General features: G+C 51.1%; 21 protein-coding genes, 1 tRNA gene and 1 rRNA gene. 4 read left to right on the forward strand and 19 right to left on the reverse strand.

The annotated features are described in order from the left end of the window. The first annotated feature begins 86 nt into the window (after positions 1–86). Positions 87–162: transfer RNA gene (locus OGW16_RS18520), tRNA-Thr, on the forward strand. A 38-nt stretch (positions 163–200) separates the two neighbouring features. Further along, positions 201–316, forward strand: a 5S ribosomal RNA gene (rrf, locus tag OGW16_RS18525). Positions 317–572: 256 nt separating this feature from the next. Here rrf and OGW16_RS18530 read toward each other — a convergent pair. From OGW16_RS18530 to OGW16_RS18560, 7 genes are all read right to left on the reverse strand, one after another. Continuing rightward, positions 573–1331 (reverse strand): amino acid ABC transporter ATP-binding protein, encoded by a 759-nt coding sequence (locus OGW16_RS18530; RefSeq protein ID WP_047408260.1) that lies wholly within the window; start codon positions 1329–1331, stop codon positions 573–575. A gap of 7 nt (positions 1332–1338) precedes the next feature. Beyond that, positions 1339–2442 (reverse strand): amino acid ABC transporter permease, encoded by a 1104-nt coding sequence (locus tag OGW16_RS18535; RefSeq protein WP_047408263.1) that lies wholly within the window; start codon positions 2440–2442, stop codon positions 1339–1341. Between the two features lie 9 nt (positions 2443–2451). Next, positions 2452–3633, reverse strand: a complete 1182-nt coding sequence (locus OGW16_RS18540; RefSeq protein WP_286518683.1) for an amino acid ABC transporter permease — start codon at positions 3631–3633, stop codon at positions 2452–2454. Positions 3634–3702: 69 nt separating this feature from the next. Beyond that, positions 3703–4728 (reverse strand): amino acid ABC transporter substrate-binding protein, encoded by a 1026-nt coding sequence (locus OGW16_RS18545; protein ID WP_047408269.1) that lies wholly within the window; start codon positions 4726–4728, stop codon positions 3703–3705. A 461-nt stretch (positions 4729–5189) separates the two neighbouring features. Then, on the reverse strand, positions 5190–5411 hold the full coding sequence (locus tag OGW16_RS18550) for a lipoprotein (RefSeq protein WP_043017839.1): 222 nt from the start codon (positions 5409–5411) through the stop codon (positions 5190–5192). A 271-nt stretch (positions 5412–5682) separates the two neighbouring features. Then, on the reverse strand, positions 5683–8796 hold the full coding sequence (locus OGW16_RS18555) for an efflux RND transporter permease subunit (RefSeq protein WP_043017838.1): 3114 nt from the start codon (positions 8794–8796) through the stop codon (positions 5683–5685). Positions 8797–8807: 11 nt separating this feature from the next. Continuing rightward, positions 8808–9968 (reverse strand): efflux RND transporter periplasmic adaptor subunit, encoded by a 1161-nt coding sequence (locus OGW16_RS18560; RefSeq protein ID WP_043017837.1) that lies wholly within the window; start codon positions 9966–9968, stop codon positions 8808–8810. Between the two features lie 413 nt (positions 9969–10381). Here OGW16_RS18560 and envR point away from each other — a divergent pair, with 413 nt between their 5' ends. Next, positions 10382–11038 (forward strand): acrEF/envCD operon transcriptional regulator, encoded by a 657-nt coding sequence (envR, locus tag OGW16_RS18565; RefSeq protein ID WP_286518684.1) that lies wholly within the window; start codon positions 10382–10384, stop codon positions 11036–11038. A 46-nt stretch (positions 11039–11084) separates the two neighbouring features. On the opposite strand, the gene OGW16_RS18570 is transcribed toward envR, so the two are convergent. The 12 genes from OGW16_RS18570 to acuI all read right to left on the reverse strand — a co-directional run bounded on the left by OGW16_RS18570 (position 11085) and on the right by acuI (position 21558). Beyond that, on the reverse strand, positions 11085–11249 hold the full coding sequence (locus OGW16_RS18570; RefSeq protein WP_003025279.1) for a DUF2556 family protein: 165 nt from the start codon (positions 11247–11249) through the stop codon (positions 11085–11087). 82 nt (positions 11250–11331) lie between these two features. Continuing rightward, entirely contained in the window at positions 11332–12216 is an 885-nt protein-coding gene (gene yhdJ / locus OGW16_RS18575) for an adenine-specific DNA-methyltransferase (protein ID WP_286518685.1), read from the reverse strand. 88 nt (positions 12217–12304) lie between these two features. After that, entirely contained in the window at positions 12305–12601 is a 297-nt protein-coding gene (gene fis / locus OGW16_RS18580) for a DNA-binding transcriptional regulator Fis (protein WP_000462905.1), read from the reverse strand. A 25-nt stretch (positions 12602–12626) separates the two neighbouring features. Further along, the gene (gene dusB / locus OGW16_RS18585; RefSeq protein ID WP_008785970.1) at positions 12627–13592 is read right to left on the reverse strand and encodes a tRNA dihydrouridine synthase DusB; all 966 of its coding nucleotides are present in this window, start codon (positions 13590–13592) and stop codon (positions 12627–12629) included. A 360-nt stretch (positions 13593–13952) separates the two neighbouring features. Then, positions 13953–14834, reverse strand: coding sequence for a 50S ribosomal protein L11 methyltransferase (prmA, locus tag OGW16_RS18590; protein WP_043017832.1), 882 nt, complete (start codon positions 14832–14834; stop codon positions 13953–13955). 11 nt (positions 14835–14845) lie between these two features. Next, positions 14846–16297: a sodium/pantothenate symporter gene (panF, locus tag OGW16_RS18595; RefSeq protein WP_047408282.1), complete on the reverse strand. Its 1452-nt coding sequence runs from the start codon at positions 16295–16297 to the stop codon at positions 14846–14848. Then, positions 16287–16529 (reverse strand): YhdT family protein, encoded by a 243-nt coding sequence (locus OGW16_RS18600; RefSeq protein ID WP_047408285.1) that lies wholly within the window; start codon positions 16527–16529, stop codon positions 16287–16289. The genes panF and OGW16_RS18600 overlap by 11 nt, the downstream gene beginning before the upstream one ends. Before the next feature lie 107 nt (positions 16530–16636). Continuing rightward, positions 16637–17986, reverse strand: a complete 1350-nt coding sequence (accC, locus tag OGW16_RS18605; RefSeq protein ID WP_043017829.1) for an acetyl-CoA carboxylase biotin carboxylase subunit — start codon at positions 17984–17986, stop codon at positions 16637–16639. A gap of 10 nt (positions 17987–17996) precedes the next feature. Beyond that, the gene (gene accB / locus OGW16_RS18610; RefSeq protein WP_003025210.1) at positions 17997–18467 is read right to left on the reverse strand and encodes an acetyl-CoA carboxylase biotin carboxyl carrier protein; all 471 of its coding nucleotides are present in this window, start codon (positions 18465–18467) and stop codon (positions 17997–17999) included. A gap of 392 nt (positions 18468–18859) precedes the next feature. Beyond that, entirely contained in the window at positions 18860–19459 is a 600-nt protein-coding gene (gene msrQ, locus OGW16_RS18615; RefSeq protein WP_286518686.1) for a protein-methionine-sulfoxide reductase heme-binding subunit MsrQ, read from the reverse strand. Next, a complete protein-coding gene (gene msrP, locus OGW16_RS18620) occupies positions 19460–20464 on the reverse strand; it encodes a protein-methionine-sulfoxide reductase catalytic subunit MsrP (RefSeq protein WP_043017827.1) in 1005 nt (334 codons plus the stop codon). A gap of 119 nt (positions 20465–20583) precedes the next feature. Further along, positions 20584–21558: an acrylyl-CoA reductase (NADPH) gene (acuI, locus tag OGW16_RS18625; protein WP_043017826.1), complete on the reverse strand. Its 975-nt coding sequence runs from the start codon at positions 21556–21558 to the stop codon at positions 20584–20586. 225 nt (positions 21559–21783) lie between these two features. On the opposite strand from acuI, the gene csrD reads away from it, so the two are divergent. Continuing rightward, a complete protein-coding gene (gene csrD, locus OGW16_RS18630) occupies positions 21784–23724 on the forward strand; it encodes an RNase E specificity factor CsrD (protein WP_043017825.1) in 1941 nt (646 codons plus the stop codon). Positions 23725–23768: the final 44 nt, after the last annotated feature.

Raw genomic sequence — 23768 nt, forward strand, 5'->3', positions numbered from 1 at the left:
CTCAGAAGTGAAACGCCGTAGCGCCGATGGTAGTGTGGGGTCTCCCCATGCGAGAGTAGGGAACTGCCAGGCATCAAATTTAGTGTGCTGATATGGCTCAGTTGGTAGAGCGCACCCTTGGTAAGGGTGAGGTCCCCAGTTCGACTCTGGGTATCAGCACCAGTTTTTCGGTTAAAGTTCGGCACTTAGAAAAGAATTTGTCTGGCGGCTGTAGCGCGGTGGTCCCACCTGACCCCATGCCGAACTCAGAAGTGAAACGCCGTAGCGCCGATGGTAGTGTGGGGTCTCCCCATGCGAGAGTAGGGAACTGCCAGACATCAAATAAAAGCGAAAGGCTCAGTCGAAAGACTGGGCCTTTTGTTTTATCTGTGGTCTGTCGGTGAGCGCTCTCCTGAGTAGGACAAATCCGCCGGGAGCGGATTTGAACGTTGCGCAGCAACGGCCCGGAGGGTGGCGGGCAGGACGCCCGCCATAAACTGCCAGACATCAAATAAGTGAAAAGGCCATCCGTCAGGATGGCCTTTTCACGTTTATACGTGGGAAAAAGCCGGAACTGTATCCGGCGTGTGGCTTTAATGAATAACCTGCGATAAAAACGCGCGGGTGCGTTCGGATTTGGGGTGAGCAAAAAACTCATCCGGTGGTGCCTGTTCCACAATCTCGCCAAGATCCATAAAGATCACCCGGTCGGCCACTGTGCGGGCAAAGCCCATCTCATGAGTAACACACAACATGGTCATGCCTGATTGCGCCAGACCTATCATGGTATCCAGCACTTCTTTTACCATTTCAGGATCTAACGCTGATGTGGGCTCATCAAACAACATGATTTTGGGCTTCATACACAGCGAGCGAGCAATAGCTACACGCTGTTGCTGTCCACCAGAGATTTGCCCGGGATATTTATGCGCATGTTCCGCAATGCGAACTCGCTCAAGGTAGTGCATTGCCAGTACCTCAGCCTCTTTTTTCGGCATCTTTTGCACCCAGATTGGCGCCAGCGTGCAATTTTGCAGGACCGTCAAATGAGGAAAGAGATTAAAGTGCTGAAAGACCATGCCAACTTCCTGTCTGACGCGCTCAATATTGCGGATGTCTTCATTGAGTTCTATCCCATCCACCACAATACGTCCTTGCTGATGCTCTTCCAGATGGTTGATACAGCGAATAGTTGTTGATTTACCCGAACCGGAAGGACCGCACAATACGATGCGCTCGCCCTGTTTTACCTTCAGGTTGATGTTTTTCAGGACATGAAACTGTCCGTACCATTTGTTGACGTTTTCCAGCGTGATCATCGCGTCAGTAGATTGCATTAATAATTGACTCATAAATTCCTCAGTGCGGTGTACGCCCGGTGTTAAAACGTTTTTCCAGATGTTGGCTATAACGCGACATGCTGAAACAGAAGATCCAGTAAATCAGTGCGGCGAAAACATATCCTTCCGTCGACATACCCAACCACGCGGGGTCCACAGTGGCCTGCTGCACGCTACTAAAGAGATCAAATAAGCCGATGATGATGACCAGACTGGTATCCTTGAATAAGGCGATAATCGTGTTAACCAGACCCGGGATAACCAGCTTGAGGGCTTGCGGGAGAATGACCAGCCCTTGCGTTTTCCAGTATCCTAATGCCAGTGATTCAGCGGCTTCATACTGACCTTTAGGTAGGGCCTGTAACCCTCCGCGAACCACTTCTGCGACATAGGCTGACTGGAAAAGAATAACGCCGACCAGCGCTCGGATAAGTTTGTCGATACTGGTCCCTTCGGACATAAACAGAGGAAGCATGACCGAAGACATAAACAGAACGGTAATCAACGGCACACCGCGCCAGAACTCAATAAAAATGACGGATAAAATCCGCACGACTGGCATATGAGAACGACGTCCCAGCGCCAGTAAAATGCCCCACGGAAGCGCGCCCGCAATCCCCACGGATGCGATGATAAGCGTCAGTGTTAATCCACCCCACTGCCGGGTTTCTACGCGCTCCAGCCCGAAAAAACCACCGTACATCAACCACCAAACCACCACTGGATAAACGACGGCCCAGACGGCGATATAGCGGCCACGATGCGGGATTGTTTTCAAGAACATGGGAACGATAGACAGCAAACCAATTATCAGGGCCAGATTTACGCGCCAGCGCTGATCGTGGGGATAAAGTCCATACATGAATTGCCCAAAGCGTTCATGAATGAACACCCAGCAGGCTCCGGCTTTGGTGCAGTCTGCTCGGGTTGAACCGACCCAGTTGGCCTGAAAGAATACCCAGTTCAACAATGGCGGAAGAAATGACCAAATCAGCCAGACGCACAGCAGTGTGAGTAGGCTGTTTGACCAACTGGAGAACAGGTTTTTACGCATCCAGAGTAGACTGCGACTTGCCGGGTTACTGCTCTGGCGCGAGGGGTGAGACAGCAGTGCTTTTGTCATCATGGCTCCTTAGCGCTCAATCAGTGCAATACGGCGGTTATAAATATTCATCAATAAAGAAATGCTCAGGCTGATGATCAAGTACACCGACATCGTGATGGCGATAGTTTCAATGGCTTGCCCTGTTTGATTAAGTACCGTGCCGGCAAACAGTGAAACCATATCCGGGTAGCCAATGGCGGCCGCAAGTGAGGAGTTTTTGACGATATTCAGATACTGGCTGGTTAATGGAGGAATGATGACGCGCAGCGCCTGCGGGATGATCACCTGACGCAGCGTCACTGGATTTGGCAGACCCAGCGAGCGTGCGGCTTCATGTTGGCCATATGGAACAGCCTGAATTCCCGCCCGAATAATTTCTGCAATAAACGCTGAGGTATACACTGAAAGCGCCAGCGTCAGGGCAGCCAGTTCAGGTATAAGCACCATACCGCCACGGAAGTTAAAACCGCGAAGCGCGGGGATATCCCAGTGAAGCGCAGCACCAAACATCCACTGTGCAATCAACGGTAAAAGCACGATCAATGCCAGAGCCGTAGGCCAGGTCCGGCGTAGTTGACCGGTTTTGGTCTGGTACATTCTGTTGTAGCGAAATAGCCCGATGGTGACGACGATAGCGATAATGACAGCGGCGCAAAAGGCAAAAAAACCTTCTCCCATTTGCGGTGCCGGAATATAGAGCCCCCGGTTGCTCAGGAACATCAAATCCAGCGCGTTAACGGCCTGACGTGGGCCTGGCAGGTTACGTAATACGGCGAAATACCAGAAGAAGATCTGCAGCAGCGGCGGTATATTGCGGAACGTTTCGATGTAGATCGTTGAGAGCTTTCGCAATAACCAGTTATCTGACAGGCGTGCCAGTCCGAGAAAGAAACCGAGAATTGATGCGAAAACAATGCACAGTGCTGAAACTAATAGTGTATTGAGCAGGCCAACGATAAAGACACGGCCATACGTATCGCCTTGCTCGTAATCAATCAGATGCTGGACAATACCAAATCCGGCGCTGCGATCGAGAAAAGAAAATCCCGAGGTAATACCGCTATTGTTCAGGTTATTTATCGTGTTATGAATGAGATACACCGCAATGCTGATAACCGCAATGACGGCGAGTATTTGAAATAACCAGGCGCGGACCGCAGGGTTAGAAAAGGATAACGATCCTTTTACGGTTGAGCGGCGATGGAACATAAGAAAACCTCAGTAACTATGACTCTGGGCTGAGCGCCGCAGTTGCGGCGCCCGTTACATCACTACGCATTAGCGCACCGGTGGCGCATACTGAATGCCGCCGTTATTCCAGAGGTTGTTCTGTCCACGTTTGATCTTCAGTGGGCTTTCCGATCCAACGTTACGCTCAAAGATCTCCGAGTAGTTACCAACCTGCTTGATAATGTTGTAAGCCCATTTGTTATCAAGCTTCAGATCCTTGCCATAATCCCCTTCTTTACCTAACAGGTGTGCCATATCCGGCGTTGCAGGATTAGCCGCTTTTTCATCAACGTTTTTCGAGTTAACACCCATTTCTTCCGCATTCAACATGGCGAACAGCGTCCAGCGAACAATGGAGAACCACTCATCGTCCCCACGACGCACGACAGGTCCCAGCGGTTCTTTAGAAATAACTTCTGGCAGGACAATCCACTCAGCCGGATTACTCAGCTTGATTCGCAGGGCGTACAGTTGAGACTGGTCGGAAGCCAGAGTGTCGCAACGTCCAGATTCCAGAGCTTTAGCGGATTCATCCGAGCGGTCAAAAGTGACGGGGGTGTACTTCATGTTGTTGGCTTTAAAGTAGTCAGCCACGTTCAGTTCGGTATCTGTTCCTGCCTGAATACAAACCGTTGCGCCATCCAGCTCTTTAGCGCTCTTCAGACCTGCTTTATTGTGGGTAAGAAAACCAATGCCGTCGTAATACGTCACGCCCGTGAAAGACATACCCATACCGGCATCACGAGAAGAGGTCCATGTGGTATTACGAGAGAGCATGTCGACTTCACCAGATTGTAACGCGGTGAAGCGTTCCTTAGCGGTAAGCGGGGTATATTTTACTTTGCTATCATCGCCAAATACGGCGGAGGCAACGCCACGACATACGTCGACATCAATACCTGAAAACTTACCGCTTGCATCGGCGTAAGAAAAGCCAGGCAACCCGTCACTGATCCCACACTGCACAAAACCTTTTTTCTTTACGGCATCAAGTGTTGCGCCGGCATGTGCCTGATTTGTAACCGCAAGCAGCACGCCGGCCGCAGCCAGGCTGGCTATTATCATCTTTTTCATAGAGCATCCTGTGTGGAGGAATTATTGTTATGGAAACGTTCTTAAAACGTCTTTTACCTGTCTGTGGCGATGGCCATACTCTTTTAAGCAAAGGTAGTGCCAGGTTTTTTGCGCACGATTATTCGACGCAATATGCAGAGTGTAGACAGGAATAAATAAATGCAGCGCCCTGAAGTGGTGCAAAATTGAAACGTAAGCCACATTTCGGCGCAAAAAATTTAAAATTCAAACCGAACGCGTGATAACGATTTCGTACGTTAATATTGATGGCGTGAGAATAATGAAAAGAAAACACGGTGTTACGAAGAACCGAAAAAATGCTAATTTCAAATCGTGGATATGTGAGGGGAATCTATAATAATTTTATTATACGTTGAGTGCTATATACCAACGTTTTGTCTTATATGAAGATTTAATTCTTATTGCAAAAAGCGCGGTACCCACCGCGCTTTTATGAAGATTTATTTGGTCAGGGCAACTATCCCAAGCGTCAGCCCGGCAACGGCTGCTGCGCCACCGGCGATGGCACCGGCTGTTTCCCAGTTATCCTGAGTGGTGCCTTTCATACAGGTATTGGTATGAACCAGGCGTCCCTGATCGTCGTATACAGGTACGCAAGGAGAATCGTGTGCACAGCCGGCCAGCAATGCGGTAAGCAATGCAACGGATATTAATCTTTTCATGGTGTTACCTCAAATATAAGCGTTTCGCTAATCGAGCAAAGACAAACGCTAAGCCATCTGCGAACTCGGGGATTATTTTACCACCTCTTAAAAAAAGACTGACATGAGGAATAATCTCAATTCATGTGGATTGTAAAAATAATGGATAAAAAGAAAGGTGGCGGGCGGGTTTTCAGGAGAGGTCAAAAACAAATAAATAGCTATCTTATTAATAAATAAAGAGGGGCATCATCGGTGAAAAAGGCGTCCGAAGACGCCTTTATTTTACAAATTAATCGTTGTGCCGATTAAAACGCCGTCTGACGACAACGAAGAAGACGGGGACGAAGAAGATTGCCAACAGTGTCGCGGTCAGCATGCCTCCCATTACGCCTGTTCCGACCGCATTTTGCGCACCACTCCCGGCACCGTGGCTGATAACCAGAGGCATAACCCCCAGAATAAACGCCAGAGATGTCATCAGGATTGGACGAAGACGCATGCGTGACGCTTCCAGAGTAGCTTCAATCAAGCCCTTGCCTTCTTTATCCATCAGGTCTTTGGCAAATTCGACGATCAGGATGGCGTTCTTAGCCGAGAGGCCAATAGTGGTTAACAGGCCCACCTGGAAGTAGACGTCGTTATTCATCCCACGTAGCGACGCTGCTAACAGCGCGCCAACCACGCCAAGCGGCACAACTAGCATGACCGAGAAGGGGATCGACCAGCTCTCATACAGTGCTGCAAGGCAAAGGAAAACGACAATTAGCGAGATGGCATACAGCGCTGGCGCCTGGTTACCCGACAGTCGTTCCTGATAGGACATACCCGTCCAGTCATGACCAATACCGTTTGGCAGTTTTTCCGCCAGGCTTTCCATCAGCGCCATTGCTTCACCAGTGCTTCGCCCTGGTGCCGCTTCGCCCAGTATTTCCATGGATGGCATACCGTTGTAACGTTCCAGGCGCGGTGAACCATAAATCCAATGTGATGCACTGAACGCGGAAAACGGAACCATTTCGCCATTGGCGCTGCGGATATACAGATTATTGATGTCCGCTGGCAGCATGCGGTATTTGGCATCCCCCTGGACGTAAACTTTCTTCACGCGGCCACGGTCAATAAAGTCGTTAACGTAATAGCCGCCCAGTGATGCGGAGATAGTTTCGTTGATATCCGACAGCGATACCCCCAGTGCCTGTGCTTTCTCCTGATCAACATCCAGCTTAAACTGCGGAGTATCTTCAAGTCCGTTAGGACGAACGCGAACCAACAGATCGGGGTGTTTAGCCACCATCCCCAGCAGTTGGTTACGCGCTTGCGTCAACGCCGTATGCCCCAGACCGCCCTGATCGATCAGTTCAAAATCGAAGCCGGTTGCGGTACCCAGTTCAACAATAGCGGGCATATTGAAGGGGAAGACTAACCCATCGCGGATCTGGCTGAACGCGCGTGTAGCGCGTGCAATGACCGCTTCAACACTATTTTCCTCACCGCTACGTTCATCCCAGGGCTTGAGGCTAACGAATGCCAGACCTGAGTTTTGCCCCTGACCGCTGAAGCTAAAACCGTTAACCGTGAAGACGCTTTCGACGTTAGCTTTCTCCTTGGTCAGGTAGTACTGAGTAACCTGATCCAGTACTTTCTGGGTGCGCTCTTGCGTCGCTCCTGCCGGAAGTTGAATCATTGTCATAAACACACCCTGATCCTCCTCTGGCAGGAAGGAGGTCGGCAGGCGCATAAACAGAACCGCCATTCCGATCACGATGATCAGATAGACGACAAGGTAACGCCCGGTTTTACGCACAATACCGCTGACGCTATTGGTATAGTGATTAACGCTGTGATCGAATTTGGCATTAAACCAGCCAAAGAAACCGCTTTTTTTCTCGTGATGCTCAGCCGATACCGGCTTCAACAGCGTTGCACAAAGTGCAGGAGTCAGGATCAGCGCGACCAGTACAGAAAGCGCCATGGCGGAAACGATGGTAATGGAGAACTGCCGATAGATAGCCCCGGTTGAGCCGCCAAAAAAGGCCATGGGGATAAAGACCGCAGACAGCACCATGGCGATACCGACCAGCGCCCCCTGAATTTGTGACATGGACTTTTCCGTCGCCTCTTTAGGCGGCAGATGATCTTCCATCATCACGCGTTCCACGTTCTCCACCACCACTATCGCATCATCGACCAATAGACCGATGGCGAGCACCATCCCGAACATCGTCAGGGTGTTTATCGAGTAGCCAAACGCGGCAAGTACGGCGAATGTGCCCAACAATACGACGGGGACAGCGATGGTTGGAATGAGCGTCGCCCGGATGTTTTGCAGGAACAAATACATGACCAGGAACACCAGTACGATCGCCTCAAACAGCGTTTTTACCACTTCATGAATCGAGATGGTTACAAACGGCGTCGTGTCGTACGGATAGACTACCTTCATTCCCTGAGGGAAGAACGGCTGCAGCTCAACCAGCTTAGCTTTGATGGCGTTAGCGGTATCCAGCGCGTTTGCCCCGGTTGCCAGCTTAATACCGAGGCCGGAAGCAGGCTTACCGTTAATACGCGCCACGACGTTGTAGTTCTCACCACCCAATTCGATCCGTGCAACGTCCTTCAGGTGAACAACTGAACCATCGCTGTTCACACGTAAAGTCACTTTGCCGAACTCTTCAGGGTCCTTCAGTCGCGTTTGCGCAATGATAGAGGCGTTAAGCTGCTGATTTGGTAATGCGGGCGTACCCCCTAATTGACCTGCGGCAATCTGATCGTTCTGCACCTTCAACTGGTTGATCACATCAACCGGCGTGAGCTGGTACTTATTCAACAAGTTTGCATCCAGCCAGATGCGCATGGCGTACTGCGCACCAAACAACTGCACGTCACCTACGCCATTAAGACGGCTGATTGAGTCTTTCACGTTCGAGGCGACGTAGTCGGAAATGTCATCCTGCGTGGTTTGTGGGTTATCAGAAACAAAACCCGCAACCATTAAAAAGCTGCTGCTGGATTTCTCGACGCTAATCCCCTGTTGCTGAACTTCTTGCGGCAGGAGTGGCGTGGCGAGCTGCAGTTTGTTTTGTACCTGAACCTGCGCGATATCGGGGTCGGTACCGGATTGGAAGGTCAGCGTGATGGTCACGCTCCCCGCGGAATCGCTGGTGGAGGACATATACATCAGGTTATCGATACCGTTCATGTTCTGTTCGATAACCTGCGTAACGGTGTCCTGTACCGTCTGTGCATCCGCACCTGGGTAGGTGGCGGAAATGGCGACCGCAGGGGGGGCGATAGTTGGGTATTGCGCCACAGGCAGTTGCATGATTGCCAGAGCGCCCGCCATCATCAGAATGATAGCCAGCACCCAGGCAAAGATAGGACGCCTGATAAAAAAGTTAGCCATGTCCGGTTACCTTATTGGGCTTTCGTGGCAGGGGTTTCGGTATCGGCAGTTGCTTTAACCTGAACGCCAGGGCGTGCTTTTTGTAAGCCGCTCACGATAACTTTGTCACCCGGTTGCAGACCTTCGCTGATGAGCCACTTGTCGCCAATGGCTTGTGCGGCGACGACTGCGCGAGACTCAACCTGACTCTTGTCGTTAACGACCATCACGGTGGCATCGCCGCGAGGCGTGCGCGTCACACCCTGTTGCGGAACGAGAATGGCATTTGGCTGGACGCCTTCATCAATGCGCGCGCGCACAAACATGCCCGGCAGCAGCGTGTGCTGCGGGTTAGGGAATACGGCCCTGAGGGTGATGGATCCGGTGCTTTCATCAACCGTCACGTCAGAAAATTGCAATGAGCCTTTCAGCGGGTACGACTGACCATTTTCCATCACCAGTTCGACGGTACTGCTGGCGCTGTCTTTATGCAGGCTTCCTTGCTCAACGGATTGCTTGAGGCGCATAAAGTCATTACTGGACTGTGTTACGTCGACGTAAATAGGATCAAGCTGTTGCACGGTAGCAAGCTCAGTTGCCTGACCATTCGTGACTAATGCGCCTTCGGTGACGTTAGATTTACCGATACGTCCGCTAATGGGCGATGTCACTTTGGTGTAGGCCAGGTTGATACGTGCGCTTTCGACCGCCGCTTTTGCCGCGATTACGGAGGCATCGGCCTGGCGGGCATCAGCAATCGCCTGATCGTACTCTTGCTGGCTGATGTACTTGGTGCCAACCAGCGGGACATAGCGTTTTACCGTTAAATGCGCGATAGCGGCAGCCGCTTCACTCTTTGCCAGTTCGCCTTTGGCGCTGTCATAGTCCGCCTGGTAAGTCGCGGGATCGATCTGATAAAGCGACTGACCGGCTTCAACATCGCTCCCCTCGGTAAAATTCCGTTTAAGAACAATCCCGCTGACCTGAGGACGGACCTCAGCAATACGAAATGCCGTTGTGCGTCCAGGTAATTCAGTCGTCACAGCTAAAGGCGCCTTTTCGACGACATGAACAGTCACCTGTGGCTCTGCGGGATGAGCTTGTGTTTCTCCCTGATCGTTACAACCGGCGAGTAATGCTGCGGAGATGATGATGAATGAGGGCAGGAGTGAAAACCTGGCATTTTTCGTCATTTCTATTCCTTAAAAAACCGAACGCTCGTTATTAACCGGGTAACGCAGAGGCGATAACGCGCACAAGAAAAAATAATAGTTGGCTATCCTACAAATTATTAGCTTGCGATGTAAGCAATACTTATTTATAAGCGCAATACACGGCACGTAAAAACAAAAAAAGATTAATCTACTGCCGTTTCATTATGGCGTTAATAGCAATGCTATGATGCGCATAAACACATATTGAAATAGATATTGAATTGGTGAATATATTGATGGTTGTTATTTGTTTTGTTTATTTGTGTGTAATGTCTGCAATTAACGCGTTTAGACCTCGTTTAAATAAATGCTAAGTGATACATTTGTTCCGTATAGCAAATATTAGATAAGAAAGTTAATCATTCTCTACTCTACCCCAGACAGTCGAAACCATGGCCAGAAAAACGAAAGCTGATGCTCTCAAAACACGACAGCACCTGATAGATACAGCGATTGTGCAGTTTGCCGCGCGCGGCGTTAGCAATACGACGTTAAACGACATTGCGGATGCCGCCAGCGTGACGCGGGGGGCGCTGTATTGGCATTTCGAAAACAAGACGCAACTGTTTAATGAGCTATGGTTACAACAACCTCCATTGCGCGATCTTATTCAGGACCAGCTTATTGGACGTTGGGGGGATAATCCTTTACAGCGACTGCGTGAAAAGTTTGTGGTGGGATTACAATATATTGCACAGAATCCTCGCCAGCAGGCATTAATGCAGATTTTATATCATAAATGTGAATTCCATAATGATATGATATCAGAGCAGGCTATTCGCGATAAAATAGGTCTCAGTCATCAAAGCATTCGTGACGCTCTGCAGAAGTGCGTGGATGAAAATCTGATTGCCACCAGTCTGGATTTAGATGTCATCATCATTATTTTGCACGGTAGCTTTAGCGGAATAATAAAAAACTGGTTAATGAATCCAGTGAGTTATGATTTGTATGGGCAAGCGCCAGTATTAGTTGATAACGTATTAAAAATGTTAAGCCCGGACGGCTGCGTAATGCAATTAAAGCAGAGTGAAAATCAGCCTGGGTAGAGTTGGCCGCCAGGGCCTGACGACTGCCGAAGTGTTTCCCGTCGTGCTATTCGAGATCGACGCAGTTGACAAGCTTAAGAGGGTTCACTGAATTCATATTCCGGCACTTGTCGTGTTCCGTTGTCATCAGTTCTATCCACTGAATGAGCAGCGCATCAAAAAGAAAAACGAAGACCGCAAAAACAACCAGCCACCAATACTTGCGAATCATTACCAAGCCCTGTGTATTCATGCCCAAGCGTGCAGGGAATATACACGAAATCTGTAGGCTGAAAAGCAGACTTACAATGCTTTTACTTTGCTGAAAGATCGCCGTTCTTTGCCGTTAATCGACTCTTTTTAGACAGGTTTTTTGTCTTCCGCTTTTTTACCTTTGCAAGCTCAATCTCTGAAAAATGAGAGCCAATACTCATTCTTCTGAGTCCCATTTTTACGTACTCGGCATTGATTTCAATCCCGACAAACTTGCGGCCTAAGTCCACGGCGGTGGCACCGGTGGTGAAACTACCGGCAAACGGATCCAGCACGCTGTCATCTGGGCAGGAGGAAGCCAGAATGATGCGTTCAAGGAGGGCTTTGGGCTTTTGCGTCGGATGATTTTCATATTCGTCCATCAGATAACGAACGCGTGGAAACTCCCAGACATTGCCCGGCACTTTTTTCTGGTTGTAAGGTTGAGGCGGGTTCTTTCTGTAGTCTATCAGCGCGCGTTGAGCGCCTGTTTTAGCTTCCACCAGAATATCATCACGATTAAACGTGTAGTTTTTCTGATCTTTTACCATCATCAGGATCGGTTCATACATCGACCCAAAGTGCTTTTTAGCCTGTACGCCGGAGCTATCGTATGACCACACGATACGGCTCTTGATGGTAAAGATCTGGCGGCATTTGAGGTCGATGTACGGCATGTTCTCCGTACTGTTCATGATGTACATGGTGCCGTGCGGTTTGAGAATGCGGTGGCATTCGTCAATGCACTCAAAGAGCCACGCCAGAAAAGCCTCTTCATCCCAGGATTCCACCATCCCGTCAAAGTCTTTACCGATGTTATAAGGTGGGTCGGCAAAAATGAGATCGATGCTTTCAGACGGCAGCTTTTTCAGTTCGGTCAGCGCATCACCCAGGATTATCTTTTTAGACTCATCGCCAAAATAGACAGGTTCACATCTTGCGTTCATCGCCAAAGCCTCCCGTGTGACGTTAATAAAAAAGGCGCTTCCCCATGCCGAGTAGCGCCTTTTAAAACAAACATTTCGCTGATTAGTATCAGTTCATGCCGTATTTTTTCAGTTTTTTACGCAGCGTACCACGGTTGATGCCCATCATCAGGGCAGCACGGGTCTGGTTACCGCGGGTGTATTGCATCACCATGTCCAACAGGGGCTGTTCTACTTCAGCCAGTACCAGCTCATAGAGATCGTTAACATCCTGACCATTCAATTGAGCAAAATAGTTCTTCAGTGCCTGTTTAACCGAGTCACGCAGGGGTTTTTGAGTTACCTGGTCCTGAGAGTTAACGGTAGAAACGGTCAGTACGTCAGAATTTACGCGTTGTTCGAACATAGTTCTGTCAGCTCTTTATTTCTGTTTACGCAAAATTTTCGAAGTATGCCTCCAACGCCGCCAGCTGTTCGCTGGAATCTTCAATGGCGTTGAATGTGCGCCGAAACTGGTCATCCGGAGCGTGTTCCTGGAGATACCAGGATACGTGTTTACGCGCAATTCGGTACCCTTTTGCCTGACCGTAAAAGTCGTGCAGTTCCCGAATGTGCGCACAAAGCAAGCGCTTCACCTCTGCCAGAGGCAGCGGGGGCAGCAGCTCCCCAGTGTCCAGATAATGCTGGATTTCCCGAAAGATCCAGGGTCTTCCCTGAGCTGCACGTCCTATCATCAGGGCATCCGCCCCCGTATAGTCGAGTACAGCTCTGGCTTTATGCGGGTCAGTAATGTCGCCATTCGCGATAATCGGAATGGAAACTTTCTGCTTAACTGCCCGAATACTGTCGTACTCAGCATCTCCATTGAACAAACAGGCGCGGGTGCGTCCATGAATGGTCAGAGCCTGAATGCCACAGTCTTCAGCCAGTTGGGCAATCTCTACGCAGTTACGGTGTTCCGGAGCCCAGCCGGTGCGAATCTTGAGTGTGACAGGAACGTCCACTGCATTGACGACCTCGGTTAGTATTGATTTCACTAAGTCCGGGTACTGCAAGAGGGCTGAACCTGCGAGCTTACGATTCACTTTTTTAGCCGGACACCCCATATTGATATCAATAATCTGGGCGCCGCTTTCCACGTTAATACGTGCGGCATCGGCCATCTCAACAGGGTCGCTACCGGCAATTTGCACCGTGCGAATTCCTGGCTCATCAACGTGCACCATCCGTAAACGAGACTTGTCACTTTCCCAAACCTGCGGGTTAGAAGACATCATCTCGGATACCGTCAATCCGGCTCCCATCTCATAGCACAGCGTCCTGAATGGTCTGTCAGTGATGCCAGCCATAGGTGCTGCGATCAGGCGATTTCTGAGCTGATATTGTCCGATGCGCATGAGTTAAGAAATGACCATACTGTGACTGCAAGGCGGCGTATATTACGCATTTTTCGCACGAGATGAAAGGCCAAACTTTGACCAATCCACTGAGGTGGATCAATGAATTGCTGGTTAAGTACACAGTTTCAAATTAAAATCTTTAATAATCATTTGGATACGATGTTGTGCTAATTTTTCATCCGTTTATAAATTCCAAAAACTTCTCTTTTTTTATTACGGCCAGACTCAAGTTATCAGGATAAAAAGCTGTTTTTGTGAGCAAATAGTGACTTTGTAATGCGATCTCGCTCCCATTTCCGCAAATCCTTTTGCGAAAAAAAGAGCGATTATTGCGTTACCAACGGTAACGAGAAGGGATTATTTTTTCTGACCGGTGATGCGGCACCACTCTTCTTTCTCGATAACCGGATCGAGCGTAAAGAGATCGGCATAGGCTTCGCAAACGCTTTCCGCCTGGCTGGCAAGAATACCAGAAAGCCCCAGTAAACCGCCCTCAACGGGCAGTACGCTGATTAGCGGCGCCAGCTCACGTAATGGGCCGGCAAGAATGTTAGCGACCACCACGTCGGCTTTCATCGCTTCTGGCTGGTCTTTTGGCAGGTACAACTCCAGACGCTCGGAAACGCCATTGCGCTCGGCGTTATCCCGGCTGGCTTGAATCGCTTGCGGATCGATATCCACGCCGATAGCTTTCGCTGCGCCCAGTTTCAGCGCCGCAATGGCAAGAATGCCGGAGCCGCAGCCAAAGTCGATAACCGTTTTGCCGTTGAGATCGAGACCGTCCAGCCATTGCAGGCACAGAGAGGTGGTGGGGTGAGTACCTGTGCCAAATGCCAGACCCGGATCCAGCATCACGTTGACGGCATTCTCATCCGGGACATCGCGCCAGCTCGGGCAAATCCACAGACGTTCGCCAAAGCGCATCGGGTGGAAGTTATCCATCCATTCGCGTTCCCAGTCTTTGTCTTCGAGCTGTTCGATTTTATGCGCGAAGCCTTCGCCCAACAGCGGATGTTGCTCCAGGATGGCAACCACTTCTTTCATGTCGGTTTCTGCATCGAACAAGCCGATCACATCGGTATCTCCCCACAGGCGAGTCTCGCCGGGCAGAGGTTCAAACACCGGCGTATCATGCGTATCCTGGAAAGTAATGGAAACGGAGCCCGCTTCCATCAGCGCATCGCTCAATTCTTCAGCGTTGGCGCCGGTCGTGTTCAGTTTCAGTTGGATCCATGGCATGGCAAAACTCTTTATTTATCAGTAGTCAATATGGCGGCTTGCGGGACGGCGGAACCGAAACGGTTGCCAATCAGGAAAGCCAGCAAACTTATCAGTAACGAGGGCACAATCGGGTGGAAGCCCAGGTACTGAACGTTAAAGGTAGCGAGGACGGCATAAAGTACGCCGCCGACAATCATCGCGCTCAATGCGCCAGCCGCGTTTGCCCGCTCCCAGTACAGGCCCAGCACCAGCGGCCACAGGAAAACGGCTTCCAGCCCGCCAAACGCCAGCAGGTTAAGCCAGATAATCATCTCTGGCGGTTTCCAGGCGGCCAGCAGCAGTAATGCGCCGAGCAGCAGGGTAATGACTGCCGACATACGCTTCAGCCGGGTTTCGTTTTTCAGCTGTTCCGGACGAAGGTTCAGGTACAAATCCTTAATGATCGTAGCGGAACTTTGCAGCAATTGGGCATTGATCGTCGACATGATCGCGGCCATCGGGGCCGCGAGGAAGATCCCGGCAGCTATCGGCGGCAACACTTTGACCATCAGCGTAGGGATAACCAGATCCGGTACCGTGAGGTCAGGGATCACCGCACGTCCCAACGCCCCCGCCAGATGCATACCAAACATCAGGATTGCCACCACGATGGTGCCGATGATAATGCCGCGGTGCACTGCTTTACTATCTTTATAAGAGATGCAGCGTACCGCCGTGTGCGGCAGGCCAATGACGCCAAAGCACACCAGTACCCAGAATGAGGTCATGAAAGTGGGTGACAGAATGTCATCAGCACCCTGCGGCGAAACCAGTTTAGGATCGATGGTTTGCAGGGTTACTACCGCGTTGCTGAGGCCGCCGGCAGCGTGAACGACGCCGACCAGCAGAACGATAGTACCAATCAGCATCACCATGCCCTGCATGGTGTCGTTCAGTACGCTGGCGCGAAAACCGCCGAATGCCGTATATAAAGCGATACTGACGCCAAAAATCAGCAGACCCGTTTCGTAAGGGATACCCGCAGCGGTTTCCAGCAAACGTGCGCCGCCAATAAACTGTACGGTCATCGCCCCGACAAACGCGACCAGTAAGCTGAGGCTCGCCAGCCACACCAGCAGGCGGCTCTGGTAGCGCGCAAACAGCATATCGTTGAGGGTAACGGCATTATAGCGGCGCGCCAGAATGGCGAATTTCTTACCAAGAATCCCCAAAGAGAGCCATACCGCAGGCAACTGGATCATCGCCAGCAGCACCCATCCCAGCCCGTATTTGTAAGCGGCGCCAGGACCACCAATAAATGAGCTGGCGCTAATATAGGTTGCCGTTAGCGTCATGGCTAACACGACCCCGCCCATGGAGCGGCTGCCGAGGAAATATTCATTCAGGAAAGTACCGGTCACTCTCTTACGCATGGCGTAAACAGAAAGACCGAAGACCACCAGTAGGTAGGCGACCAGCGGCAAAATAACTTCAAGCTGCATCGTCATCCTCCAACGGAATGTCGCGATAGACAAACTTCACCATCGCCCAGCACAGTAAGATGAAAACCAGTGGCGTTAGCAGACAGGCCATTTCAAACCAGTGCGGTAAGCCGGTAATACCGAGTGTAGAATCTGGTAAGTAAGCGGCCACTAACCATGTGGCAAGATATAAAAGGGTCAGCCACAGCGCCCAGCGCGCCTCTTTATGGGCCTGAACAAAACGAGCGTCCATTTTTTGTCCCTTGTGGATAAAGAAAGCGGGGATTGTACCTTATGGCACGTGCGGGAGGGGAGAAAAACAAAAGGCCGGAATTTCCGGCCTTTTCGGTTAACGCACGCTTACTTTTCCTGAAGTCCGAGTTTTTTCTCCAGATAGTGGATATTGGTTCCACCGTGCTGGAAATGCTCGTCATTCATGATGCGGATCTGCAGATCAACGTTGGTTTTGATACCGTCGATGATCAGTTCCTGCAATGCGTTTTTCATACGGGCGATCGCTACGTCGCGGTTTTCGCCATAGCAGATCAGCTTACCGATCATTGAGTCATAGTACGGAGGTACAGTGTAGCCTGCGTAAATATGGGACTCCCAACGCACACCAAAGCCACCCGGCGCGTGGAAACGCGTGATTTTGCCCGGGCTTGGCAGGAAGGTGTTCGGGTCTTCGGCGTTGATACGGCATTCTACCGCATGGCCTTTAACCACAACTTCGTCCTGCTTGATGGACAGCGGTTGTCCCGCTGCGATGCGCAGTTGCTCTTTGATCAGGTCAACGCCGGTGATCATTTCGGTTACCGGGTGTTCAACCTGAATACGGGTGTTCATCTCAATGAAGTAGAACTCGCCGTTTTCAAACAGGAACTCAAAAGTACCCGCCCCGCGATAGCCGATATCAACGCATGCTTTGGCGCAACGCTCGCCGATGTAGCGACGCAGTTCCGGTGTAATGCCCGGCGCTGGTGCTTCTTCGACGACTTTCTGGTGACGACGCTGCATGGAGCAGTCACGTTCTGCCAGATAAATCGCGTTACCCTGACCGTCTGCCAGCACCTGAATTTCGATGTGGCGTGGGTTTTCCAGGTACTTCTCCATGTAGACCATGTCGTTGTTGAAAGCCGCTTTCGCTTCCGCTTTGGTCATGGAGATGGATTGCGCCAGCTCGGCATCGCTGCGCACGACGCGCATACCGCGACCGCCGCCGCCGCCGGAGGCTTTGATGATAACCGGGTAGCCGATGCGTTTAGCATGAGCGCGGTTAGCGTCCATGTCATCGCCCAGCGGGCCGTCAGAGCCAGGGACTGTCGGTACGCCAGCTTTCTTCATCGCGGTGATTGCGGACACTTTGTCGCCCATCAGGCGGATAGTGTCGGCTTTCGGGCCGATGAAGATAAAGCCGGAACGCTCTACCTGCTCAGCAAAGTTGGCGTTCTCAGAAAGGAAGCCATAGCCCGGGTGAATTGCCACCGCGCCGGTGATTTCAGCAGCGCTAATGATAGCCGGGATGTTCAGATAGCTTTTTACGGACTGAGCCGGGCCAATACAAACCGTCTCATCCGCCAGCAATACGTGTTTTAAATCGCGATCCGCGCTTGAGTGCACCGCGACAGTCTTGATGCCCAGTTCTTTACAGGCACGAAGAATACGCAGGGCAATCTCACCACGGTTGGCGATAACAATTTTATCCAACATGTTCGCCTCGTTATTCGATGACGACCAGCGGCTCGTCAAATTCTACCGGTTGACCGCTTTCTACCAGAATCGCTTTAACGACACCGGATTTGTCGGCTTCGATCTGGTTCATCATTTTCATGGCTTCAACGATGCACAGGGTATCGCCCGCATTCACTTTCTGGCCGATTTCGATGAACGCTTTCGCATCCGGGCTCGGGGTGCGGTAGAACGTACCAACCATTGGGGAGCGTACGATGTGACCACTGATTTCCGCTGCTGCCGGAGCTTCCATACTTGGAGAGGCAGTTTGTGCGACAGCGTTAGACAGAGCTGGCTGCTGCATCACTGGTGCAGCATAAGCCTGTTGCATCATTGGAAAACTTGCAGCTGGCGCCGCACGGCTGATGCGTACAGATTCTTCGCCTTCAGAAATTTCCAGTTCGGAGATGCCTGATTCTTCAACCAGCTCGATCAGTTTTTTAATCTTACGAATATCCATGAGTGGGTTCCGTACTCTTTGTTTAGTGAGATTGTGACAAGCGTTTTACCGCCGTCTGTATAGCATTTTTATAACAGTGAGTGACAAGATGCCACGCATCTCAGGCGTTGCACTGGGTGCGGTTGCCATTAAGTGAGATTGCCAGACTTGTTAGTCATTGTGCGGCTATCTTCTGCCATTTTCGGGTAAAAGACAAAATATACCTTCAACATGCGAATGTCACCCTTTCCGCGCTCTAAAAACGCTACCGGGGATAGCAAAGTCGCACATTATAACTATTTCGTAGCAATTGGCAGCTAAATACTGGTCTTATCAGGGAAGATAATCAACCGTTAACATGTAAAGAAAATCGGATCGTCCGCATTTTGCAACGTACTGCACATATCGTGAAACTACCGCCACCACTGGCGAAACTTCTTGTATCGGCAGGCTAACAGCACCGCAGCGAGTGCGGCATAAATGATCGGTTGCGGGGAGATAATTTTTACCGACCACAGATAATGTATGGGTGCCAGGATCGCCACAAGATAGACGAAGTTGTGCAGATACTGCCAATTTTTACCCAGCTTTCGCTGCGCCAACTGCGTGGATGTTAATGTGAGGGCGAATAATATGACCCAACTGACAATGCCCAGCATCAAATAAGGTCGTGTGATTAATTCGCGTCCTAACAGCGCCAGATTATTAATACCCAGTTCCAGAAGCGCGTAGCTGGTTAAATGCAGCGTTGCCCAGGCGAAACACCATAGCCCTAACAGGCGACGCGTGCGTATCAATAATGGCTGTTTAGCGTAGCGCGCAAGAGGAGAGACCAGCAAGGTCGCCAGTAAGAATTTCAGAGCTGTCCTACCGGTAAAGTGCTGGATATCTTTGATCGGGTCGGCGCTCAGGCCGCCGTTATTTACCGCCCAAAATAGCCAGACAAACGGCAAAAAGCCGGCAAGATGCAGGCAAACTTTCAGCCCGGTAATGTGTTTCGCAGTCAGACGCACCTAAAAATTCTCCTGCAGGTTAAGACCACGGTACAGTGATGCAACCTCATCGGCGTAACCGTTAAACAGCAGCGTGGGTTGGCGTTGAACGTCCAGAATACCGCCAGCGCCAATGAAACGCTCGGTGGCCTGGGACCAACGGGGGTGATCGACATGCGGATTCACGTTGGCATAAAACCCATATTCATTGGGGGCGGCCAGGTTCCAGGTGGTCGGCGGGCGTTCGCGGGTGAGTTTGATACTCACAATCGACTTAATGCCTTTAAATCCGTATTTCCACGGCACAATTAAACGAATGGGCGCGCCATTTTGTGGCGGGAGGGCTTTTCCATAAACCCCCACGGTAAGCAACGTGAGTGGATGCATCGCTTCGTCCAGACGCAGGCCTTCAACATAGGGATACTTCAGCCCGCCGCCAATAAAACGATCCTTTTGTCCTGGCATCTCATCCGGCGCGTAGCGCGTTTCGAACGCGACATACTTTGCGTTGCTGGTGGGTTCAACCTGTGCCAGCAGTTTATATAACGGAAAGCCAATCCACGGCACAACCATTGACCAGGCTTCCACACAACGCATCCGGTAAATCCGTTCTTCCAGCGGGAAACGGGCGGTCAGCGCATCGTGATCGAGGGTGAGTGGTTTTGCCACTTCGCCACTGATTTGCAACGTCCACGGATCGGTTTTCAGGCTACCTGCGTTGGCTGCCGGATCTGCCTTATCGAGACCGAACTCATAGAAGTTGTTGTAGCCAGAAACTTTATCCGCTGGCGTTAAAGGAAGCGAATTTTGCCAGGCGGCGGGTTTACTGAAATCAAGTGGCTTACCTGCGGGCGCGGGTGGGCGGTCGTTCCCTTTAAACCAGCTAAGAAGGTCAGCCTGCGCAGAGTGGGGCAAGGACAATGCGGCAGCGCTGATCCCTAATGCTTTCAGTACCTGGCGACGCTGCATAAAAAAAGCCGACTCGTCAGTGACGTCGGCTTCTGTAAATGGACGTAGTTTCTTCATAACAGACTCCCGGCTTACGCGTCATAACTGACAGGGGACGCGTAGTTAATATGGCAGGGAGTCTGGAAATATGCCGCGAAATTTCGTTAATTAAGTGTAAATATCTGCGCCAGCGCCTGTTACTTCACCTTCACCAGCGTACGGCCTTGCACCTGGTTATTGATGATGGCATCGGCGAACTTCGGCGCATCCGCCAGCGTAATCTCCGTGGCGGCCTGAGCATAGAAAGATTCCGGCAGATCCTTAACCAGACGCGCCCAGGCCTCTGCCCGGCGTGCTGGCGGGGTCATCACCGAGTCCACTCCTTGCAAACGAACGTTACGCAGAATGAATGGCATCACCGTGGTTGGCAGAGCGAAACCGCCAGCCAGGCCGCAGGCGGCAACGCAGCCGCCGTAGTTCATCTGCGCCAGAACTTTTGCCAGAACTTTGTCGCCAACGGTATCAACCGCGCCAGCCCACAGCTGTTTTTCCAGCGGGCGTGATTCTGCAAACTCATCGCGACCAAGAATACGGCTGGCGCCCAGGCTCTTCAGGTAGTCGTGGGTACTTTCACGGCCCGAAACCGCCGCAACCTGATAACCCAGCTTATGCAGTAACGCAACGGCTGTGCTGCCCACGCCGCCGCTGGCGCCGGTGACGACAATTTCACCGTCTTGCGGGCGAATACCTGCATCCTCAAGCGCCATTACGCACAGCATAGCGGTAAAGCCGGCGGTGCCGATGACCATGGCTTTACGCCCATCCAGTCCTTTTGGCAGGGCAACCAGCCAGTCGCCTTTCACGCGTGCGCGTTCTGCCAGTCCACCCCAATGATTTTCACCCACGCCCCAACCGGTCAGTAACACTTCCTGACCCGCATGAAAACGGGGATCTTCGCTTGCACGCACGGTACCGGCGAAATCGATACCAGGAATCATCGGAAAATTACGAATGATTTTACCCTTGCCAGTGATAGCCAGAGCGTCTTTATAGTTCAGGCTCGACCAGTGGACATCCACCGTCACATCGCCTTCAGGTAGCTGATTTTCGTCGAGGGGTTGAACGGATGCGAGGGTTTTTCCGTCCTGCTGTTCTAAGATCAAAGCCTGCATAACCTGTCCTCAATTCGTATAGTGGATTGGAAAATTATTAATGAAGACTATACTCGCTAATCAAAACATGATGCCGATTCTGCGCAATAAATTGCCAGATATACCTGATTTGGTAGTATGCCCACACTGTTTGTATAAATGGACGGATTTTGCGTTCAGTTTTGCATTTTTGGGTCGCTATATCACTTTCATGCCCGTTTCATAACTGTCGGAGTTAACACAAGGATGCGATTAACGACGAAATTTTCAGCTTTTGTCACGCTGCTTACTGGGTTAACGATCTTCGTGACTCTGATCGGCTGCTCGCTGAGTTTCTATAACGCGATTCAATATAAGTTCACTACCCGTGTTCAGGCGGTGGCGACGGCAATTGATACGCACCTTGTTTCCCGCGATGTTGTGGCGTTAACCCCGCAAATAGATGAACTGATGGTTTCTGCTGATATCGTGCGCGTTGAACTGCTACAGGGCGAAAACGTGGTGTATGACCACTCCCGTACCAGCAGTTATCGCCCGGCGGGGACGAACAATCTGTATCGTGACATCACCGTCCCGCTGGTCAAACATCCTGGCATGTCGCTGCGTCTGGTTTATCAGGATCCGATGGGCAACTATTTCCATTCGCTGATGACCACCGCGCCACTCACGCTGGCGATTGCTTTCATTATACTGATGCTCTTTTTGTCGGTGCGCTGGCTTCAGCGTCAACTTTCAGGTCAGGAACTGCTGGAGATTCGTTCCACGCGCATTCTGAATGGCGAACGTGGACCGAACGTGCGGGGAACAGTCTATGAATGGCCAGCGCGTACCAGTAGCGCACTCGATATGTTACTGACCGAAATTCAAAATGCTCGCGAACAACGCAGCCGCCTCGATACGCTGATTCGCTCCTATGTGGCGCAGGATACAAAAACCGGACTGAGCAACCGCCTGTTCTTTGATAACCAACTGGCAACGCTGCTGGAAGATCAGGAAAAAGTGGGATCGCATGGCGTCGTGATGATGGTGCGTCTGCCGGACTTTACTCTGCTGCGCGATAGCTGGGGAATCACCCTCGCGGAAGAACAAATTTCGACGTTAATTAATTTGTTGTCGACTTTCATGACGCGCTATCCGGGCGCGTTGCTGGCACGCTACCACCGTAGCGATTTTGCCATCCTGCTGCCACACCGCACGCTGAAGGAGGCGGAAAGCATCGCCGGGCAATTATTAAAAGCGGTAGATGCGCTTCCGGCTAATAAAATGATCGATCGTGCCGATATGGTTCATATCGGTATTTGCGTTTGCCGCAGCGGACAGTCGACGGAACAAGTAATGGATCACGCCGAAGCGGCTACGCGGAATTCGGTATTGCAGGGCGGAAACAGTTGGTCGGTCTATGATGACTCACTGCCGGAAAAAGGGCGGGGAAACGTACGCTGGCGAACGCTGATCGAACAGATGCTCAGCCGGGGCGGACCAAGAATTTATCAAAAGCCTGCGGTAACACGCGAAGGTCGGGTACACCATCGGGAGCTGATGTGCCGGATTTTTGATGGCAGCGAAGAGGTCATCTCGGCGGAATATATGCCGATGGTGCTGCAGTTTGGCCTGGCTGAAGAGTATGACCGCCTGCAAATCAGCCGTCTGATCCTACTGTTGGGCTACTGGCCGCAGGAAAACCTGGCGATGCAGACAACGGTTGAATCGCTAATTCGCCCACGTTTTCAGCGCTGGCTACGTGATACGCTGATGCAGTGCGAAAAATCATTACGTAAACGCATAATTATTGAACTTGCGGAGGCAGATGTCTGTCAACATATCAGCCGGTTACAGCCTGTCATCAGATTGATGAATGCGCTGGGTGTGCGAATTGCCGTTACGCAGGCGGGTTTAACGCTGGTGAGCACCAGTTGGATCAAAGAGCTTAACGTTGAGTTATTGAAGCTCCATCCAAGCCTGGTGAGGAATATTGAAAAGCGGACTGAAAACCAGCTCCTGGTTCAAAGCCTGGTGGAAGCCTGTTCTGGAACACCAACGCAGGTTTACGCCACGGGCGTTCGTTCGCGTAGCGAGTGGCATACGCTGACGGAACGCGGAGTTGCGGGTGGGCAAGGGGATTTTTTTGCCGCATCACAGCCACTTGACACTAACGTGAAAAAATATTCGCAAAGATACTCGGTTTAACCTGCCGTTTAATTTGTTTTCACGTAGAATAACGCGCGCTGTGC

It is taken from the genome of Citrobacter sp. Ce104 (assembly GCF_030334595.1).
Taxonomy (GTDB): Bacteria; Pseudomonadota; Gammaproteobacteria; order Enterobacterales; family Enterobacteriaceae; genus Citrobacter; species Citrobacter europaeus.

Excerpts from the sequence above, each read along its gene's own strand:
- accB (WP_003025210.1), bottom strand. The coding sequence starts at position 18,467 with ATGGATATTCGTAAGATTAAAAAACTGATCGAGCTGGTTGAAGAATCA.
- OGW16_RS18555 (WP_043017838.1), bottom strand. The coding sequence starts at position 8,796 with ATGGCTAACTTTTTTATCAGGCGTCCTATCTTTGCCTGGGTGCTGGCT.
- dusB (WP_008785970.1), bottom strand. The coding sequence starts at position 13,592 with ATGCGCATCGGACAATATCAGCTCAGAAATCGCCTGATCGCAGCACCT.
- OGW16_RS18540 (WP_286518683.1), bottom strand. The coding sequence starts at position 3,633 with ATGTTCCATCGCCGCTCAACCGTAAAAGGATCGTTATCCTTTTCTAAC.
- yhdJ (WP_286518685.1), bottom strand. The coding sequence starts at position 12,216 with ATGAACGCAAGATGTGAACCTGTCTATTTTGGCGATGAGTCTAAAAAG.
- fis (WP_000462905.1), bottom strand. The coding sequence starts at position 12,601 with ATGTTCGAACAACGCGTAAATTCTGACGTACTGACCGTTTCTACCGTT.
- csrD (WP_043017825.1), top strand. The coding sequence starts at position 21,784 with ATGCGATTAACGACGAAATTTTCAGCTTTTGTCACGCTGCTTACTGGG.
- OGW16_RS18530 (WP_047408260.1), bottom strand. The coding sequence starts at position 1,331 with ATGAGTCAATTATTAATGCAATCTACTGACGCGATGATCACGCTGGAA.
- prmA (WP_043017832.1), bottom strand. The coding sequence starts at position 14,834 with ATGCCATGGATCCAACTGAAACTGAACACGACCGGCGCCAACGCTGAA.
- acuI (WP_043017826.1), bottom strand. The coding sequence starts at position 21,558 with ATGCAGGCTTTGATCTTAGAACAGCAGGACGGAAAAACCCTCGCATCC.
- OGW16_RS18545 (WP_047408269.1), bottom strand. The coding sequence starts at position 4,728 with ATGAAAAAGATGATAATAGCCAGCCTGGCTGCGGCCGGCGTGCTGCTT.
- OGW16_RS18550 (WP_043017839.1), bottom strand. The coding sequence starts at position 5,411 with ATGAAAAGATTAATATCCGTTGCATTGCTTACCGCATTGCTGGCCGGC.
- msrP (WP_043017827.1), bottom strand. The coding sequence starts at position 20,464 with ATGAAGAAACTACGTCCATTTACAGAAGCCGACGTCACTGACGAGTCG.
- OGW16_RS18600 (WP_047408285.1), bottom strand. The coding sequence starts at position 16,529 with ATGGACGCTCGTTTTGTTCAGGCCCATAAAGAGGCGCGCTGGGCGCTG.
- envR (WP_286518684.1), top strand. The coding sequence starts at position 10,382 with ATGGCCAGAAAAACGAAAGCTGATGCTCTCAAAACACGACAGCACCTG.
- OGW16_RS18560 (WP_043017837.1), bottom strand. The coding sequence starts at position 9,968 with ATGACGAAAAATGCCAGGTTTTCACTCCTGCCCTCATTCATCATCATC.
- accC (WP_043017829.1), bottom strand. The coding sequence starts at position 17,986 with ATGTTGGATAAAATTGTTATCGCCAACCGTGGTGAGATTGCCCTGCGT.
- OGW16_RS18570 (WP_003025279.1), bottom strand. The coding sequence starts at position 11,249 with ATGATTCGCAAGTATTGGTGGCTGGTTGTTTTTGCGGTCTTCGTTTTT.
- panF (WP_047408282.1), bottom strand. The coding sequence starts at position 16,297 with ATGCAGCTTGAAGTTATTTTGCCGCTGGTCGCCTACCTACTGGTGGTC.
- OGW16_RS18535 (WP_047408263.1), bottom strand. The coding sequence starts at position 2,442 with ATGACAAAAGCACTGCTGTCTCACCCCTCGCGCCAGAGCAGTAACCCG.